This window comes from Rhizobium sp. NPDC090275, assembly GCF_044772225.1.
In the GTDB taxonomy this organism is placed as follows: Bacteria; Pseudomonadota; Alphaproteobacteria; order Rhizobiales; family Rhizobiaceae; genus Rhizobium.
This window is the reverse complement of sequence record NZ_JBIVYL010000007.1, coordinates 311386-329064: the sequence shown is the minus strand read 5'-3', so window position 1 is coordinate 329064 and position 17679 is coordinate 311386. Positions and strand designations below refer to the sequence as shown.

General features: G+C 62.4%; 18 protein-coding genes and 1 other RNA gene. 11 read left to right on the top strand and 8 right to left on the bottom strand.

Annotation, left to right across the window (positions count from 1 at the left end; all coding sequences use genetic code 11):
* Positions 1 to 66: 66 nt before the first annotated feature.
* Positions 67 to 2379: a methyl-accepting chemotaxis protein gene (locus ACIQUB_RS19790; protein ID WP_113239178.1), complete on the bottom strand. Its 2313-nt coding sequence runs from the start codon at positions 2377 to 2379 to the stop codon at positions 67 to 69.
* 243 nt (positions 2380 to 2622) lie between these two features.
* Here ACIQUB_RS19790 and ruvC point away from each other — a divergent pair, with 243 nt between their 5' ends.
* From ruvC to ACIQUB_RS19740, 10 genes are all read left to right on the top strand, one after another.
* Positions 2623 to 3135, top strand: coding sequence for a crossover junction endodeoxyribonuclease RuvC (gene ruvC / locus ACIQUB_RS19785; protein WP_111563306.1), 513 nt, complete (start codon positions 2623 to 2625; stop codon positions 3133 to 3135).
* 54 nt (positions 3136 to 3189) lie between these two features.
* Positions 3190 to 3453, top strand: coding sequence for an AbrB/MazE/SpoVT family DNA-binding domain-containing protein (locus ACIQUB_RS19780; protein WP_111563307.1), 264 nt, complete (start codon positions 3190 to 3192; stop codon positions 3451 to 3453).
* Positions 3434 to 3853, top strand: a complete 420-nt coding sequence (locus tag ACIQUB_RS19775) for a type II toxin-antitoxin system VapC family toxin (protein ID WP_113239179.1) — start codon at positions 3434 to 3436, stop codon at positions 3851 to 3853. Before ACIQUB_RS19780 ends, ACIQUB_RS19775 begins: the two co-directional genes overlap by 20 nt.
* A 25-nt stretch (positions 3854 to 3878) precedes the next feature.
* Positions 3879 to 4496, top strand: coding sequence for a Holliday junction branch migration protein RuvA (ruvA, locus tag ACIQUB_RS19770; protein WP_113239180.1), 618 nt, complete (start codon positions 3879 to 3881; stop codon positions 4494 to 4496).
* A 59-nt stretch (positions 4497 to 4555) separates the two neighbouring features.
* Entirely contained in the window at positions 4556 to 4858 is a 303-nt protein-coding gene (locus ACIQUB_RS19765; RefSeq protein ID WP_113239181.1) for an AbrB/MazE/SpoVT family DNA-binding domain-containing protein, read from the top strand.
* Complete coding sequence (locus ACIQUB_RS19760; RefSeq protein WP_402931452.1) at positions 4855 to 5253, top strand: PIN domain-containing protein; 399 nt, start codon at positions 4855 to 4857, stop codon at positions 5251 to 5253. Before ACIQUB_RS19765 ends, ACIQUB_RS19760 begins: the two co-directional genes overlap by 4 nt.
* A gap of 132 nt (positions 5254 to 5385) precedes the next feature.
* A complete protein-coding gene (locus tag ACIQUB_RS19755) occupies positions 5386 to 5664 on the top strand; it encodes an AbrB/MazE/SpoVT family DNA-binding domain-containing protein (protein ID WP_113239183.1) in 279 nt (92 codons plus the stop codon).
* On the top strand, positions 5661 to 6068 hold the full coding sequence (locus tag ACIQUB_RS19750) for a PIN domain-containing protein (protein ID WP_113239184.1): 408 nt from the start codon (positions 5661 to 5663) through the stop codon (positions 6066 to 6068). The genes ACIQUB_RS19755 and ACIQUB_RS19750 overlap by 4 nt, the downstream gene beginning before the upstream one ends.
* Positions 6065 to 7105: a Holliday junction branch migration DNA helicase RuvB gene (gene ruvB / locus ACIQUB_RS19745; RefSeq protein ID WP_018899653.1), complete on the top strand. Its 1041-nt coding sequence runs from the start codon at positions 6065 to 6067 to the stop codon at positions 7103 to 7105. The genes ACIQUB_RS19750 and ruvB overlap by 4 nt, the downstream gene beginning before the upstream one ends.
* Before the next feature lie 34 nt (positions 7106 to 7139).
* The gene (locus tag ACIQUB_RS19740; protein ID WP_402931449.1) at positions 7140 to 7703 is read left to right on the top strand and encodes a DinB family protein; all 564 of its coding nucleotides are present in this window, start codon (positions 7140 to 7142) and stop codon (positions 7701 to 7703) included.
* Here the strand turns inward: ACIQUB_RS19740 and ACIQUB_RS19735 are convergent.
* From ACIQUB_RS19735 to ACIQUB_RS19710, 6 genes are all read right to left on the bottom strand, one after another.
* On the bottom strand, positions 7700 to 9082 hold the full coding sequence (locus ACIQUB_RS19735) for a virulence factor family protein (protein WP_113239185.1): 1383 nt from the start codon (positions 9080 to 9082) through the stop codon (positions 7700 to 7702). The genes ACIQUB_RS19740 and ACIQUB_RS19735 overlap by 4 nt on opposite strands.
* On the bottom strand, positions 9079 to 11682 hold the full coding sequence (gene mprF, locus ACIQUB_RS19730) for a bifunctional lysylphosphatidylglycerol flippase/synthetase MprF (RefSeq protein ID WP_402931447.1): 2604 nt from the start codon (positions 11680 to 11682) through the stop codon (positions 9079 to 9081). The genes ACIQUB_RS19735 and mprF overlap by 4 nt, the downstream gene beginning before the upstream one ends.
* A 251-nt stretch (positions 11683 to 11933) precedes the next feature.
* Entirely contained in the window at positions 11934 to 14129 is a 2196-nt protein-coding gene (locus tag ACIQUB_RS19725; RefSeq protein ID WP_113239187.1) for a mechanosensitive ion channel family protein, read from the bottom strand.
* Between the two features lie 107 nt (positions 14130 to 14236).
* A complete protein-coding gene (gnd, locus tag ACIQUB_RS19720) occupies positions 14237 to 15256 on the bottom strand; it encodes a phosphogluconate dehydrogenase (NAD(+)-dependent, decarboxylating) (protein WP_018899659.1) in 1020 nt (339 codons plus the stop codon).
* Positions 15257 to 15477: 221 nt separating this feature from the next.
* Entirely contained in the window at positions 15478 to 16065 is a 588-nt protein-coding gene (locus tag ACIQUB_RS19715; protein ID WP_402931444.1) for an IMPACT family protein, read from the bottom strand.
* A gap of 177 nt (positions 16066 to 16242) precedes the next feature.
* Positions 16243 to 16386, bottom strand: a complete 144-nt coding sequence (locus tag ACIQUB_RS19710) for a DUF1127 domain-containing protein (RefSeq protein WP_018899661.1) — start codon at positions 16384 to 16386, stop codon at positions 16243 to 16245.
* Positions 16387 to 16941: 555 nt separating this feature from the next.
* On the opposite strand from ACIQUB_RS19710, the gene ACIQUB_RS19705 reads away from it, so the two are divergent.
* The gene (locus ACIQUB_RS19705) at positions 16942 to 17400 is read left to right on the top strand and encodes a hypothetical protein (RefSeq protein WP_113239189.1); all 459 of its coding nucleotides are present in this window, start codon (positions 16942 to 16944) and stop codon (positions 17398 to 17400) included.
* Positions 17401 to 17456: 56 nt separating this feature from the next.
* Here ACIQUB_RS19705 and ssrS read toward each other — a convergent pair.
* Positions 17457 to 17615, bottom strand: a non-coding RNA gene (gene ssrS, locus ACIQUB_RS19700) — 6S RNA.
* Between the last annotated feature and the right edge of the window lie 64 nt (positions 17616 to 17679).

The window sequence follows — 17679 nt, the reverse complement described above, 5'->3', positions numbered from 1 at the left end:
CCTTGAGCATACGCAGATCCGGCACCGCCGCTTCAACGTTGAGCAGCGGCGGCCTCAATGCATATCTTATCCACGCCGCCGCAGCACATGCACTTCGGCGCTGTGCTGATGCTCACCCTGCGCCAGCGTGAAATTGGCAAGCTGGCGGTCCATCTCAACCGCTTCGGTGGCGAGCAGATGGATGGCAGCCGTGCTCTCTTCAACCATCGCCGCATTCTGCTGCGTCATCTGATCGAGCTCGGCGACCGCCGTGTTGATCTGGCGCAGTGTTTCGGCTTCCTCGCGGGTTGCGTCCATGATCTCGCTGATCTGGCCGTTGATCGCCTCGACATGACCGCCGATGCCCGTCAGCGCCACACCGGCCCGCTCGACCAGCGATACGCCGGCCTCCACCTCATGCGTGGATTTCTGCAGGAGATGCGAGATCTCCTTGGCAGCACCCGACGAACGCTGCGCAAGCTCGCGCACTTCCTGCGCCACGACCGCAAAACCCTTGCCGGCTTCACCGGCGCGTGCCGCCTCGACGCCGGCATTCAGCGCCAGCAGATTGGTCTGGAAGGCGATGGAATCGATGACCGAGATGATCGAATTGATCTGCCGCGACGAGGCCTGGATCGCCTCCATGGCCGCGATCGTGTCGCGCATGATCTGGCCGGAACCCGATGTCTCGCGCTTGGCGTCGCGGGCGATCCGCTCGGCCTCTTCGGCGCGCGCGAGCTGCGAGCGGACCGACTGGGTGATCGCGTCGATGGCGCTTGCCGTCTCGGTGATCGACGCCGCCTGCCGCTCGGTGCGGCCGGCAAGATCGTCCGAACCGGCGCGCATCTCTTCCGAGCCCGAACGCACCGCCGCCGAATTTCCGCCGATCGCCGTCATCGTGTCGCTGAGCGTAGCCAGCGCCTGGTTGAAATTGTGGCGCAGCCCCTCGAGCTCGTTGGGGAAACGACGGTCGATCTGGTAGGCGAGATCGCCGTTCGCCAGATGCAGCAGACCTTCGTCGATCGCCTCGACCACCTCCTGCAGCGTCTTCGCCTCCGCCTCGCGCTCGGCCATGTGCTGCTGGCGGTCGCGGTCGGCGCGTTCGCGCGTCTCCGCGCTGGCTGCCTCCAGCGTGCGGCTGTCGATGAGCGACTGCTTGAAGCGAGCGAGCGCCTTGGCCATCGTGCCGATCTCGTCGTGGCGGTTCTGGCTGCCGATCTCGACCTCGAGATCGCCATCGGCCACCGCACGCGTGACGCCGGCAAGCCTCGCCAGCGGCGAAAACAGCATCTTGGTGATGATCCCGGTGGCAACGGCCATCACCACGAGCACGCCGCAGCCGATCATCGTCAACAGCATCGCGATTTCAAGCGAACCGGCGTTGATCTCGCTGAGACGCATGCTCTCGACCACCAGATAGCGCGCACCCTGATAATCGACGGGCTTCACATAGGCGCGCGCAGCACCATCGGCACGGTTAAAATCGTTGACCGACATCGCGGGATTGGCAAACGCATCCTTCAGGAAGGTGAAGGGCGCGGTATCGAGTGTCGCCAACCGGCCGGCCTCGTTGACCGTCACCGCCGACCCGTCTTCCGAGACGATCGCCGCCTGCGCGGTGCTTCCGGCAACGATACCCTTGGAGAGGATGCTGGCGACGACATCGTCGCGCACCTTAAACAGCATCACGCCCTTCGGCTGGCCGAGCTTGACCACAGGCACGGCATAGAAGATCGCCGACGCGCCGTTCGCATCCACCCGCAGGCCGGAGAAGCCGGCAGGCGCGCCATCGTCGGTGGCCTTGGCGGTGTTTTCGATCGCCTTGGCAAAAGCAAGGCCGGCGCCGGTCGATTTCCACGCATCCGACTTCAGGTTTTCGGCGAAATCGTCGTTCTTCTTGTAGGAATAGAGCACGAAACCATCGAGATCGGCGATCAGGAGATCGCTGAACGGCGTGTTTTGCAGATCGCGTGCGACTTCGCCCTGGGTCTTCTCATGGTTGGAATAATAGAACCCGCTCGGCGCATCCGGCTTCACCAGCTTCTCGCGCTCGCCGGCCGGGTTCGGATTGTCGGTGATGAACACCTTCTTGAGCTCGGCGCGCACATCGCCCGAGGTCTTCTCGATGGTTTTCCAGCCGCTCTTCAGGCTGGTGATCGACATCTGCAGCGCCTCGATGCGGGCGATCGAATTGGCCTGATTTTCCAGCTGCGCCAGCTGATCATGCAGCATGTCGCCGCGAAAGATCAGCACGCTCTCCTTGGCCTTCAGCGCCTGCTCGCCGGAAATGCGGCTGCTGGCGAAATAGGCGAGACAGTTGATGGCGGCGATCGACAGCGCCGTCAGCAGAATGAAAGTAGCAATGACCTTGAAGGACAGCGACTGGAATCTCTGAACCATGGAAAAACTCGAACCCCTTCCGGAACGGCTGATACCGGCGGGGCTGGCGTCCCGCAGGCAGGCCTGAAAACAGAACACGGGGAGCCTTCGCCCGAAAAAGCTGGCTCCTCTCATCTCTTGTGGATCATAAGTTACCGAGGGAATTTAAATTCCCGTAAATGAGGCCTGACAAAAACGCTGGGATGTTTTTGTTTTGTTCACATATAGGTGGCAGTTATCGCTGATCTGCAATAGGATTATCGCATGCAAAGCGCGATTCGTATCATCGGCATCGACCCCGGCCTGCGCCGCACCGGCTGGGGCGTCATCGAGACGCTCGGCAATTCGTTGCGCTTCGTCGCCTCGGGAACGGTGACGTCCGATGGCGATATGGACCTCGCCTCGCGCCTTTGCCAGCTGCATGACGGCCTCGCCGACGTCGTCCATAGCCACCAACCGGACGAAGCCGCCGTCGAGCAGACCTTCGTCAACAAGGACGCCGTGGCGACCTTGAAGCTCGGCCAGGCCCGCGGCATCGCCATGCTGGTCCCCGCTCGCGCCGGCCTGCAGGTCTCGGAGTATGCACCGAACGCGGTGAAGAAAGCCGTCATCGGCGTCGGCCACGCCGAGAAGAAGCAGATCCACATGATGCTGAAGATCCTGATGCCGAAGGCCGAGTTCAAGGGTGACGACGCCGCCGACGCACTCGCCATCGCCATCTGCCACGCCCACAACCGCGGCGGTGCCCGCATGCGCATGGCAGCGCTCGCCGGCTAGCTTGTTCTTGACTTGTTCTCGTTTCATGGTAAGTAATACCTGAGAGGTATTACCATGCGTGTAACCGAAAAAGGCCAGGTGACGATCCCCAAGGAGATCCGCGATCGATTGAACATCGGCCCGGGATCGGAGGTGGATTTTGTCGCTGACGAGAAAGGCGCTCGGCTTGTGGTCGTCGCCGAAGGCAAATCCGCATCGGATGAGGAATTCGCGACGTGGCTGAAAAGCGTTTCGGGGACGTTCGATACGCTCGGCATGACCACCGACGAATATATGGAATGGCTGAGGGGGCCGCGTGATGACCTCGGTCCTCGTTGATACCAATGTTTTCATCGACGTTTTCGGGCCGGAGACACAATTCAAGGAATGGTCGTCGGAGATGATCTTGAGGCTGCGCCCGCAATCGCAGTTCATTCTCACGCCGATCGTCTGGGCTGAATTGTCAAGCATGGCGCCGAGCGAGGATCAGCTCATGTTCATGCTGGCACGGCTTAATCTGGTGCGCGAAGCGGTGCCCTTTCCTGCGGCCTATCAGGCCGGACTGGCCCATATCGCCTACCGCCGCGCCGGCGGCGCGCGCGAACGTACGCTGCCCGATTTCCTGATCGGCGCGCATGCATCCGTTCGCTCCCATCGCCTGCTCACCCGCGATCCCTGGCGCTACCGGGCCTACTTCCCGGCGCTCGACCTCATCACGCCCGAAACCCACCCCATCTGAACTCTTAACCGGCGGACCACCAAACATGATCGGCAAGCTCAAAGGCACCATCGACGAAATCGGCGACGACTATGTGCTCGTCGACGTGCACGGCGTCTGCTACGTCGCCCATTGCTCGGCGCGCACCCTGTCGCGTATCGGCTCTGTGGGCGAAGCCTGCATTCTGTTCATCGAGACCTATGTGCGCGAAGACCAGCTGAAGCTGTTCGGCTTCATGACCGCGCTCGAGCGCGAATGGTTCAACCTTTTGCAAAGCGTCCAGGGCGTCGGCTCCAAGGTGGCCCTGGCGGTGCTCTCGACGCTGACCCCAGGCGAACTCGCCAACGCCATCGCACTGCAGGACAAGACATCCATCTCCCGCGCCAACGGCGTCGGCCCGAAGGTCGCGGTCCGCATCGTCACCGAACTGAAGAACAAGGCCCCCGCCTTCGCCGGCGAGGCATCCGCCAATATCGGCCTGAAACAGGAACTCGGCGAAGGCGTCGCCTCTGCACCTGTCGCCGACGCCGTCTCGGCCCTCACCAACCTCGGCTACAGCAGAGACCAGGCCGCCAACGCCGTTGCCGCCGCGATGAAGACGGCAGGAGAAGGCGCCGACAGCGCCAAGCTGATCCGACTGGGGTTGAAGGAGCTGTCGCGGTGATTGGCTGGAAGCAGGATTGGAACTACTATTGATGCACTCGACCGAAAGAGGCTTCAACGATGAGCGCTTTGACAAAACTGAGTTCGAAAGGGCAGCTGACGATCCCGAAGGGAATTCAGGAGAAACTGGACATCGCGCCGGGCACCGAATTTTACCTGACGGTTGAAGACGGAAAGCTATTGGCAACCCCGAAGCGCACGTCGATATCAGCAACGAAGCGACTGATGGATTTCGCGGGAATTCTCGGCAAGCCTCCCAATGGCCGGAGCTTGAGCTTAGAGGACATTGATGACGCCATCATGGACGCGGTGGCCGAGGACGAGGAGCGTATTCAGCGGGAATGGCGCGAAGGCCGTAAATGATCGGGATCGACACGAACATCCTGCTGCGGTTTCTTCTGGATGATGAACCGACCCAAGGCGCGATGGCGCGACAGTTCATGTCCGAACGAACCGCTGACGATCCTGCGTATGTCAGCGCAGTCGTGCTCGCGGAAACCATCTGGTTGCTCAACCGACGTCTTGGTTACTCCAAGCCCGAGATCGCCACAGTATTGGCGCAGCTTGCGCAAGCGGATGAAATCCTTATCGAGCATTCGAAGGAGTTGAAGCTTTTGACCGCCGACACATCCCGACCGATCGCCGATATCGCGGATTATCTTGTCGTCTGGGCCGCCGCTAATGCGGGCTGCGCCAAAACCTTTACCTTCGACCGCAAGGCCGCCCGCAAAATTCCCGGAATGGAACTTCTCGCATGACCGACACCGCCCGCCTCATCACCCCGGAAACACGCGGCAGAAACCGAAATAAGCTGCCGCGGTAAGCGCAATTGCCAGAGCGATCCCGCCTTACTATTATACAAACGTAAGGCGGAGCAACGGAGCGAGATCATGGGCTTCAACATCACGATCACATCCAAGGGACAAATGACGATCCCCAAGGACCTGCGCGATCAGCTGAACGTCAAGGCAGGCGACAAGTGCTATGCCTGGGTGCGAAACGGCGAACTGATCATGGTCCCCCGCAACAAGCCGCTCAGCGAGCTTGCAGGCATCCTCGGCAAGCCGCCGGTTGATGCGCCGCTGTCCCAGGAGGGGATAGATGAGGCGGTCATGGACGCTGCCGTCGAACGCTACGAAAATGCGATCGGAAAGAGTGAGCGCGAATGACCGCACGCTTCGGCATCGACACGAACGTGCTCTTGCGCGTCGCCATGGCTGATGACGCCAGGCAAGCCGATGCCGTGGCGGCTCTCCTGGGCCGACTGGAGCAGGACGATGTCCTCTTCGTCAATGTCTCCGTCGTTCTCGAAGCCTATTGGTTGTTGAACCGCATGTATCGCTATCCGAAAGAGCGTATTCTCGATTTCATCCAGGCGGTTCTCGAACGACGGGAATTCGAGGTCGCCGCCTATGAAGCCGTGGGCAATGCCGTCTATCAGTGCCGGACAGCCAATGTCGATTTCGCCGATGTGCTACTCAGTGAAATGAACCGGCTCGACGGCTGCGCCAAAACCTTTACCTTCGACCGCAAGGCCGCCCGCAAAATTCCCGGAATGGAACTTCTCGCATGACCGACACCGCCCGCCTCATCACCCCGGAAAAACGCGGCGAGGATTTCGACGCGACGCTGCGGCCGCAGTCGCTCGACGAGTTCACCGGACAGGCCGAGGCCCGCGCCAATCTTAAGATCTTCATCGAGGCGGCGAAGAACCGTGGCGAGGCGCTCGATCACGTCCTCTTCGTCGGCCCGCCCGGCCTCGGCAAGACGACGCTGGCGCAGATCATGGCCAAGGAACTCGGCGTCAACTTCCGCTCGACGTCTGGCCCCGTCATCGCCAAGGCCGGTGATCTGGCGGCACTGCTGACCAATCTCGAGGAGCGCGACGTGCTCTTCATCGACGAAATTCATCGCCTGAGCCCTGCCGTCGAGGAAATTCTCTATCCTGCGATGGAAGACTTCCAGCTCGACCTCATCATCGGCGAAGGTCCGGCCGCGCGCTCAGTGAAGATCGACCTATCGAAATTCACGCTGGTCGCCGCCACCACCCGCCTCGGCCTTTTGACGACGCCGCTGCGCGACCGCTTCGGCATCCCGGTGCGCCTGTCCTTCTACACCGTCGACGAACTGGAGCTGATCGTGCGTCGCGGCGCCCGGCTGATGAACCTGCCGATGACCGACGAAGGCGCCCGCGAGATCGCGCGCCGCGCCCGCGGCACCCCCCGCATCGCCGGCCGCCTGCTGCGTCGCGTCCGCGATTTCGCCGAGGTCGCGAGAGCCGAAGCCGTCACGCGAGAGATCGCCGACGAGGCGCTGACCCGGCTGCTGGTCGACAATCTCGGCCTTGATCAGCTCGACAAGCGCTATCTCAACATGATCGCGGTGAATTTCGGCGGCGGCCCCGTCGGCATCGAGACGATCGCAGCCGGCCTGTCTGAGCCGCGCGACGCGATCGAGGACATCATCGAGCCCTACATGATCCAGCAGGGCTTCATCCAGCGCACCCCGCGCGGACGTGTGCTGACCGCCACCGCCTGGAAGCATCTCGGCATGCAGCCGCCAAAGGATCTGGAGGCCGCCCAGTTCCGATTGTTCCAGCAGGATGATTGACCGGTTGTGAGCTTAGGCGAGAAGGAGACGCGACATGCCTGATTTCGACCCCATCCGCCCCTTTCGCAAGCTCGCCTATAACAACGCGCTCGCCAACCACCGCCTGCACATGGCCTGCGCGCTGTTGCAGCCCGGCGAGTTCGAAGCGCCGCGCGTGAGCTTCTTCCCGTCGATCAAGGCAACGCTGAACCATATCCTGACGGTGGATTGGTTCTATGTCGATGCGCTGGAGGGTGGCACGCTCGGACCACAGGCTTGGGCGGTCGAGGAGCCCTGCGACGATATCGCAAGCCTTGCCGCCGAGCAGAAGGCCGTGGATGCAAGGTTGGTGACGCTCGCCGAAGCGCTCTCCCCGCAGAAACTTGTCTCGACCGTCGAGATCCATCGCGGCGAGCGTATCCAGCGGGAACGGATGGAGGATGTGCTTGGTCACCTCTTCCAGCACCAGACGCATCATCGCGGCCAGGTACATGCCATGCTGGCGGGCACCAGCGTGAAGCCGCCGCAGCTCGACGAATTCATCGTCGCCGACGACGCCAGGTTCCGGGGCGACGAGATCGCCGCCCTCGGATGGAGCGAAGCACGGATTATGGGCTAATCCTGCAGCCGCGCCTTCAGCCCGTCGATGATCGTCTTGCTGAGCAGCGCGTAGTTTTCGTCGAAGTGGTGGTCGCCGGCAAGCGCGATGACATCGACGCCGCTATCCTTCAGATCCGGGCAGGCAACCTCGTCGTCGTCTTCCTTGCCGTAGACGCACTGGACGATCTTCGGATCGACGGCCTTCAGATCGGCCACCGGGTCGCCGCCGGCGCCTTCGGTCTTGGCGCCGAGCCAGCCCATGACGGAGATCTGGTAATCGACTTCGTGCGAGAGCGACAGCAGCGAGATCTGTGCAACGGCGCTCTTGGCCGCCGGCTTCAGCCGCGAGAAAGCGGCCGGCACGACGTCGGCGCCGAAGGAATAGCCGACCAGCAGAACATGCTTGACCTTCCACTGCTTGCGGTAGAGCTCGATGATTTTACCGAGGTCGTCCGCCGTTTCCTGCGGCTGCCGCTCGGACCAGAAGTAATGCAGCGAATCCACGCCGACCACGGGAATGCCCTGCTTCTGCAGCGCCGCACCCACTTCCTTGTCGATATCGCGCCAGCCGCCGTCACCGGAATAGATGATCGCCATCGTGTCGAAGGCAGGCTTGGCGTCGAGGATCGTCAGCGGCAGCCCAAGCGGATTGTCGGCATTGCCGGATGCGGCGATCAGGTCGTCGAGCGTGCTGCTCAGCGTCGTCTGCGCGTCATCCTGGGAGTCGCGAATGTCGATGTCCGAATGCGCCTTCTTCAGCTCATCCGCATGCGCGCGGCCGTCCTTGTTGGCATTGGGCGTGAAGGCGGCAATGATGGGATCGGGCAGCGCGATGTCGCTGAGACCATAGATCATCCGGTCTCCGACCGTCTTCTTCTTGGCCGGCGTGCAGAGCTGCTGCGTCAGCGGAATGCCGGCCAGCGGATCGATCGCCAGCGTCTGGCCGATGGTCGCATCCGGCGTCTGCGCGGCGATCGCCAGCGCCAGCGCTCCGCCCTCGCCGATACCGGCGACGATCGGCAGGTGATACGGGCTATTGCCGGCGGCGCGCTGCACCTGCTGGCTGAGCGACTCGATATCGGAGACCAGATAGATGCAGCCGTCATTGTCGCTGACGTCGTATTTGCGGAGAGCATCGATATAGGATGGGAAATCGACGCCGATGACAACGGCGCCCTCGCCCACCAGCCGGTCGGCCTCCGTCTTCTCCTTGTCGCCCCAGCCGCCAGCGTCCGAGATCAGCATCACGGCGCCCTTGACGTCGCCGTCAGGCAGGAAGATGTGCGGCGACGGGATTAGCCCGGTCTCGAACTCCTGCGTCGTCTCGTCGGCCGCATGTGCGGCGGGAATGGAGAGCGCCAGCGCACAGGCGGCGGCCAGAATGTGTCTTTTCATCATTTCCTCACGACCCCTTTCAATCCGCCGCCGATCAGGAGCGTCGCGTCCATCAAAGCGATCATCGGATTGCCTCCTCCGGACACCGCAAGATAGCGCGGATGCCATTGAGGGTGAAACTTGGATTTGAAGGCCCTGAGGCCCTTGAAGTTGTAGAAGCGCTCGCCGTGCTCGAACACGGTGCTGCCGATGCGGTCCCACACCGGCGCCGTCTCGCGTTTCGACATGCCTGAAAGCGGTGCCATGCCGAGGTTGAAGTGCGAGAAGCCTTCGGCGCGCAGATATTCCATGATCTGCACGAACAGGAAGTCCATTGAGCCCTTCGGCGCATCCGGCGAGAAGCGCATCAGGTCGATGGTGCCCTCGTCCTTGGCGCCGGTGATCAGGATGTTTGCGAAGGCGACGATCTTGCCTTCGAGCTTCAGGATACCGACCGGCTGCGCAAGGATATAGTCGGGCGTGAACGCACCGAGCGAAAAGCCCTTCTCCTTGGCGTTATGGTCGGCGAGCCAGGCATCGGAAACCGCCGCCAGCTCGTCCATCACGCCAGGCACGTCTTCCGCCGCGATCACCTCGAAGCTCAGCCCGTCGCGCTGGGCGCGGCTTGCGGTCTGGCGCAGGTTCGCCCACTTGCCGCCCTTCATCTCGAAGGTCGAAAGGTCGGAGACGGCAAGTTCGCCAAGCTTGAAGGCCCTAAGCCCCGCATCGGCGCAATGCGAAAGCAGCGCCGGGGAGATCTGGTAGAACACGGCGCGGCAACCGGCGGCGCGTGCGGTCTCGACGAAACGCCACACAAGCTCCGGCATCGCGCTGCGGTCGCCGATGGGATCGAACAGCGCGATCCACGAGCGCCCCTGGCGGCCATACATGATGAAGGCATCGCCCTTGTCGGAGAACATCACGCTCTTGTCGCCCATGCGCACCAGATTGGCGTCGGCGTAGCGCTGCTTCTCGACGATATCGACGGCGCGCTCCAGCGCCTCGTCCGTTGCCGGCTCGAGCCGGGTCGTCGCCGGCCGCAGAAGGCTGAAGACGGCGATGGCGGTCGAGATGATGGTGATGCCAAGCACGGCGCGCAGACCGCGCGGCGCCTCGTCGGCGAATTCGAACTGCCACCAGAGCTCGTTGCTGTAATCGACGTCGCGATAGACGAAGAGCAGGATGACAACGGCGCCGACGCAGACGACGGCAATCGCGGTCAGCCACGACGCCGTCAGCGTCTGGTTGAGCAGCGAGGCGCGGCGGCGGAACAGGCGGCGGCTGACGAAGAGACCGAAGATCAGGAAGGCGAGGAACGAGGCCTCGACCAGCGCCACGGCCTTCAGTAGCGACAGCATGAGTGCCGCAGCGGCCGAGAAAATGGTGATCCACCATGCGCCGTCGAGCTTCTGGCCAAGACCGCGCGCGGCGACCACGAGCGCCAGCCCGGCAAGGCTCGCCAGGAAGTGCGCGCCTTCCACGATCGGCAGCGGCAGATAGTTGGAAAGGAACTCGAGGTTGGAATCCGGCGTCGGCGTGACGCTCGAAAAGATCAGCATGACGCCGAGCAGCAGCGATAGCGTCGACAGAAGCTGCGGCATCAGCCGGATGCCGATGCGGCGGAATCCGGAGGCGACGGGATGGTCGGCGAAGCGGCGAAGCTCGGTCGCCGAGACAGCCAGGACCGCCAGCAGCAGCGGCACGACGTGGTAGATCAGGCGGTAGAGCACCAGTGAGCCGAGCACGGCATCGATATTAACAGCACTGCCGAGCGCGGCGATGATGACGGTCTCGAACACGCCGAGACCGGCCGGCACATGGCTCAGCACGCCGAGGCCGACGGCAATCGCGTAGACGGCGAGAAACACCGGCCAGCTGATCGCCGTCTGCGGCAGGAGAACGTAGAGAACGGTGGCGGACGCCGCGATATCGAAGGCGGCGACCAGGAACTGACGCGACCATGTGGCGGAATCAGGCAGCCGCAGCGAGAAGCGCCCGATGCTGACCGCGCGGCCGCCACGGCCAAGCACGACACCCGCCGCCAGCACCAGCACGATCGACCCGCCGAGAAGGCGCAAAACCCAGCTGCTGACATCGATGAGCGGCGCGATCTCGTCGGCGATGGCGAGAAGCGCTATGGAGCCGACGCCGGCCAAGCCGAGGCCGAAGGCGATGGTGACGAAAGCGATGACGCGGCCGATATCCTCCGGCGTCAGTCCAAGCCTCGAATAGGCGCGGTAGCGAATGGCCCCGCCGCTCAGCGCGCCGAAGCCCGCCGTATTGCCGACGGCGTAGGCAGCAAACGCGGTCAGCGCGACCTGCGGAAACGGCAGCTTCTTGCCGACGTAATCGATGGCGTTGACGTCGTAGAACACCAGCGCGAGGAAGCTCAGCGCCGTGAAGAACAGCGCCAGCACGATCGAGCTGATCTTGGTGTCGGCCAGCGCCTGCACCACGTCGTCGTAGCGCACCTCGGTCGTCAGCTGCTCGATCGCGAAACCGACCATGCAGAACACGGCCAGCGTCGCAAGCGCCGTCAGATGCGTCCGGTACCGGCTGAAAAATCGCGACATGCCCGATTCTTCTATGACTTCAATCTCTTCCAAATTGGCGTGCTTCGACATTACGAACCGTCGTAAACCTACATATTAGCGGGAATCATGTCTTGGACATCTAACATAACCTGCATGTAAGTTCTTGGACGCTCGCCCGCGAATACATGCCAACACTACCCCAATGCCGCTTAACGACGCCTGCTTCATCCCCAATTGGGGCATTTTTGGCGCGAGGACAGGGGTTTCAATATTGTATTTTCGTAAGGTTAGCGATCACCTTCGAGAACTGACACCGGCATCCTTGGATGCCGGCGCAGTGGTTAAGCCGCCGGCTCGTCGGCTTGGCTGCCCTTCTGCGCGGCGTAGCGCGCAGCCGCGGCATTGGCGTCGGCATCATGCGTCTCGCTCGATACCTGCAGCGTCGGCACGGCGAATTCGATGCCGTTTTCCTTGAAGGCCGTGCGGATCATCGCCAGTGCGTTGCGGCGGATGACGAACTGCTCGCCGGGCTTCGTCATCATCGCCAGGCGGATGACGATCGCGAACTCGCCGAACTGCTCGACGCCCTTCATCTTCATCGTCTCGATGATGTGAGGCGCGTAGTCGGGATTGTCGAGCAGCTTCTGGCCGATCTGCTTGATGACCTTCTTCGCCAGCACGAGATCGGTGTCGTAGGTGACGTTGAGGGTGATCTTGTCGATGGTCCAGTCGCGGTTGAGGTTCCGGACGGCACCGAGCTCGCCGAACGGCACGGTCGTCAAAGGCCCGCGATGATGGCGCAGCCTGACGGAGCGCAGGCTGAAGGCCTCGACCACGCCCTTGTGGCTTCCGCTCTCGATATATTCGCCGACGCGGAAGGCATCGTCCCAGAGGTAGAACATGCCGCTGATCACATCCTTGACGATCGTCTGCGCCCCGAAACCGACCGCTACACCGACGACGCCGGCGCCGGCAATCAGCGGCCCGATCTCGACGCCCAGCCCCGAGAGCACCATCAGCACGGCGATGACGGCGATCACGACGGCGAGGATATTGCGGAAGATCGGCAGCAGCGTCTGAAGCCGCGCCCGCCTTGCCTTCTCCTCATCGTTGATCGAGCCTTCCAAAGGCGAGTCCTCCAGCCTGCCGTTGATATAGGCGCGCGCCAGATGCCAGAGCAGATCGGCGGCAAGCAGGATGACGATGCCGCCGACCGAGCCGCGCACGATCCGGTCGATCATCGTCTCGCCGGCCGCCATCCGGTCGGCCGCGAAGCCGAGAATACGGCCGAGCCAGAGGGCCGCGATGGTGATGATGACGGCGCGGACGCCGCGATCGAGCAGCACCGCTGCAATCCGCTTCTTGGCAAGGAACCCGGCTTCCGCCTTGTGCAGCGCCCGCACGGCAAGTGTGGAGACGCGCAGAACACGCGGCAACGCCACAAGATAGATGCCGAGCCACAGGATGAGATTGAAGCCCGCCACCCATAGCAGCCAGAGTGCTGCGAAATAGATGGTCAGCATCCAGGATGCCGTCGTGCTCTTCTGCCCCTCCTCTGCCGGGCGCGACCAGACCGCTTCGGTCGCAATGGCGAGCAGCCCAAGCCCGAGCGTATAGCCGACGAGATAGCGCGACCCCGGCGAGAAGCCGAGCGGCGCCATCAGCTGGATCAGCACCCAGCCGAACACGAAATAGATGATGAAGAGGCAGCTGCGCTTGAACCAGAACATCGCGGTTGCGCGCGAGACGTCCCTTTCACCACCGACATGCGGCAGCGTCACCAGCGCCACGATAAGCCGACCGACCGAGATGGTGACGCGCGAGACGATCAGCGCGATGGCGACAGCGATCGCCAGCGATTGCGTGATCGGCGGCCAGTTGAAGAGCACGAGCGGCACGAGCGTCGCGACACAGAACACCAGCGCCGGCACGATGCGGTAGCTCAGATTGTTCGCCGCATGGTGCGCGACTGTGACGACCGCGCCGTCTTCGAGTTTGACGCGCGGCCGCGGCACGATCATCCGGAACAGGAGTTCGGCCACCACCCCGGCCAGGAACAGTGCCAGCAGTTCGATGGTCACGAATGCCCAGCCACTCGGCTGCACCTCGCGCTCAACGATCTCAGATGCGTTCTCGACTTCATCGGGCAGCGTCATCGCAGCGCCAGAGACGAGATCGAAATGACGGCGCGCATGGCCGAGAAAATCGGAAAGCACCGACATCTGCTCGCCGGACATTTCGCCGCCGGGTGCTGCCGGTTGTGCCGGGGTGCTCGCCGGCTGCGCTGCCGCCGGGGCCTGCCCTGCCGGAGCCTGTGCAGTTGGGCTTTGCGTCTGCGCCTGCGTCGCCATCCATTGCTTGACGGCGGGCGTCTCCATAAGCTGCAGCATCTGCCGCACCTCGGCGGGCGGCGGTGCTGCCGGTGTCGGGCTGGGTGTCGCCGCCGGCGTTTGCGCCGCGGCACTCGAAATGATCATGCCAAATGCAAGGAGCGGCAGAAGCCGTCTCATGATGCGCGCACCAAACCCCAGACCCATACCAGCCCCTCCAATATATATAGCGTAGCTTATATTGAAGCGCGGGAAAGAAAAGCCCACGCAGCTTGTGGCTGCGTGGGCTTGGATAACCATTATTGCTGAATGGTTTACGCCTTCGGCTTTTCGACGTGGCCGCCGAAGCCGGCGCGCATCGCCGAGAGCACCTTGTTGGCGAACTCGTCATTGTCGCGCGAGGAGAAGCGGCTGTAGAGCGCGGCACTCAGAACCGGCGTAGGAACGCTTTCGTCGATGGCGGCCATGATCGTCCAGCGGCCTTCGCCCGAATCCGAAACGCGGCCGGCATAGGCGCCGAGCGCGGGATCGGCATGCAGCGCATCCGAGGTCAGGTCGAGCAGCCAGGAGGTGATGACGCTGCCGCGACGCCACACTTCGGCGACGTCCTGCAGATTGAAGTCGTACTGGTAGTGCTCAGGATGCGCGATCGGCGCCGTCTCGGCGTCGACTTCATGATTGTCGGCACCGATATTGGCGCGCTTCAGGATGTTGAAGCCTTCTGCATAAGCCGCCATCAGGCCGTATTCGATGCCGTTATGCACCATCTTGACGAAGTGGCCGGCGCCGTGCGGGCCGCAATGCAGATAGCCCTGCTCGGCCGTGCTGCCGGCCTGGTCGGGGCGGTGCGCCGAAGGAACCACATTGCCGACGCCAGGTGCCAGCGACTTGAAGATCGGCGAGAGCGATTCAACCACGGCCTTTTCGCCGCCGATCATCAGGCAATAGCCGCGCTCGAGACCGAAGACGCCACCGCTGGTGCCGACGTCGACATAGTGCAGGCCCTTGGTGATCAGCTCGCCACCACGGCGAATGTCGTCGTGGTAGTAGGAGTTGCCGCCGTCGATGATGATATCGTCGCTGTCGAGCAGCGGCGTGATCTGCGCGATCACCTTGTCGGTGATGGCCGCCGGCAGCATCAGCCACACGGCGCGCGGACGCGAGAGCTTCGAAACGAACTCTTCCAGCGAGGCGCTGCCGATGGCGCCCTTGCCAACCAGATCGTTCACGCTTTCCGTCTTCGCATCATAGACCACGCATTCATGGCCATCACGCATCAAGCGCTGGACCATGAAGCTGCCCATACGGCCCAAGCCAACCATGCCAAGCTGCATCTCATAATCTCCTGAGAATTGAGAATCTAATCGATATTATGCGCGAATACCTATCACTCGCACTGCAGCACGCAAGCGAAGTCTCCGTCACAATAGCGGGAACGCCGACGCTTCGCGCGCCGATAAACGCGAGAACCGCGAGCCCGCAAGGCCTTCCGCCGAATCTGGAAACTAAAAAAATATTTCGAATGTCAACCGCAAACCGCCATTAAGGCTGCGGCTCATTGCTGCACCGCAAGAATAACGCGGCCGCTGGTGGCATCGCTTAGCATCCGCGCGGTCTCGGAGAACACCGCTTCCGGCACGGAAAGCGTCAGCAACGCACCCGCATCCACGAACACCTCGGCCACAACGCGCACGCCGGCGGAGCCCGCAAGCCGCGCCTTCACCAAAGCCAGATCGGAAAAATTCACCGCGATCTCCGCCTCGGTGGTCGCCACCAGTTCGACCGTCGCCGCGGCCCTCAGACACGCGGCGGCCGTGCCGCCATAGGCGCGGATCAGACCGCCGGTTCCAAGCAGCACGCCGCCGAACCAGCGAGTAACGACGACAGCCACTCGGTCGAACGATTGCCCGTCGATCGCCTGCAGGATCGGCTTGCCCGCGGTGCCGCTCGGCTCGCCATCATCGTTGAAGCGATAATTCTGGCCGATCCGACACGCCCAACAATTATGGTTGGCGGCGGGATCGCCGTGCGCGGCCAGAAACGCCCGGGCATCCTCCTCGGAGCCGATCGGCGCCGCGACAGCCAGAAACCGGCTCTTCTTGACGATCTGCTCCAGGGTCTCGGTGCGGGTGAGTGAAAACATGGCCATTGCCATATCGCCAGCACCGCGCGCTTCGCAAGCAAAACCGGCTTGAAGCCCCAGCCCCGCTCGCAAATCCCAGCCCCACTCGCAAATCAAAGGCCACAAAAGCAAAACGCCCGCAGCTGGAAGCAACGGGCGTTTGAAATCTATCTGCTCATAAAGAGCAGCGATCGCTTGTTAGCGAGTGGCGTCGCGAGCAACGCGCTGGATCTCGGAGCGGTCGATACCGAGGTCGTTCAGCGCACGGTTGGACATGCGGCCGAGTTCGCTAACGGTCTGACGATACTTGCGCCAGTTATTGAAGGAGCGTGCTACGTTCATGATGATCCCCTTTCCTAGGGCTTTCAGCGCTTGGCAGCGTGTTTGCTGCCCGTGTCTCTCTGTTGATGCGAATATATGCATGAAGGCCGACAACGAACAGCGCTAAAGCATCAGAACACCCATGCGCCATGCGCATAACTAAAACCGTGCTGCTTAATATTTTTGCCCTCAGAAAAGCCGTAAACGTTTTAGGAAAACGCCTTTTTGCGGCGATTTCGCCCGAATTTGCGGAATGGCATTCGGCTTGATCACAATCGTTAAAGTGTTTTAACCGTTTTAATTGTCGGTTATCGGCTCCACGCGTCGAAAAATGAGCAATTCCTGCGTGATAAAAACCCGAAACGCATCCCGTGCGCTGAGCGCATGCATTGTTGGCAAGCCTGCGACACCGTGGCGGCTACCCAGCGAAACCCTAGTTACACGCTCGTTTTTCGCCGCCGACAGCCCGCCACCCCATTGCCAGCAAACCCGGCATACGGCAGTAGAAGTGCGCCGGCGTGATCGAATGCGCGACATCAGGTGGCCGTGCCAGTACCCATACAACAAGGACGTCACATGAAGCATATCCTCACCGCGGCCACGCTCGTAACCACCACCCTGCTCTCGGTCGCTCCGACCCGCGCCGCCGATTTCGGCGTCACCCCAATGACGGATGGCGACACGTTCATCGGTTGCCTTGCCCAGAACAACCACACCGGCATCGGCTACCTCGCCGTCGGCGACAAGCTGGCGCTGTTTGCCAATGCCGACGCCTTCGCGATCACCAAGGGTGAGCGCGTCAACGGGACATGGTCGGTGGATGGTGCCGCCGCCGCGGAATTTTCCTCGACGGCAGACAGCGACAAGACCGTGACGATCGACGTCCCGAACGATGCCGCGGCTGTCACAACCTTGACCTCGGGCAAGGAGCTGACCGTCACCGCCAACGGTATCGACGTCATCCTGCCGCTGACGGGCACGGAGGAGGCATTTGCCGCGCTGACGACCTGCATGAAGGAAAACGGCGCCGAATAGCGCCTGATACCAGGGCGCTCGAAGCGCGATACGATTGCGGGAGATGGGAAGGAAGAGTGCGATCCGCGGCAGCCGATGGAGGTTTACGATCCTGGGTGCCTACAAACGTAGGTGGGCGCCATATGTCCAAGCCCACGGGCCTGGCCAGGGACAGCTCCCTTTGGATCGAGTATGGCCCCAGGGATTGTGGTTCCTGTCGAGAGGCGCAGATCGCAACTGCTATATAAGACCGATCCATGACGCGCGCCAGAGGCTGACGCGGGCGTCCCGGATTTAATT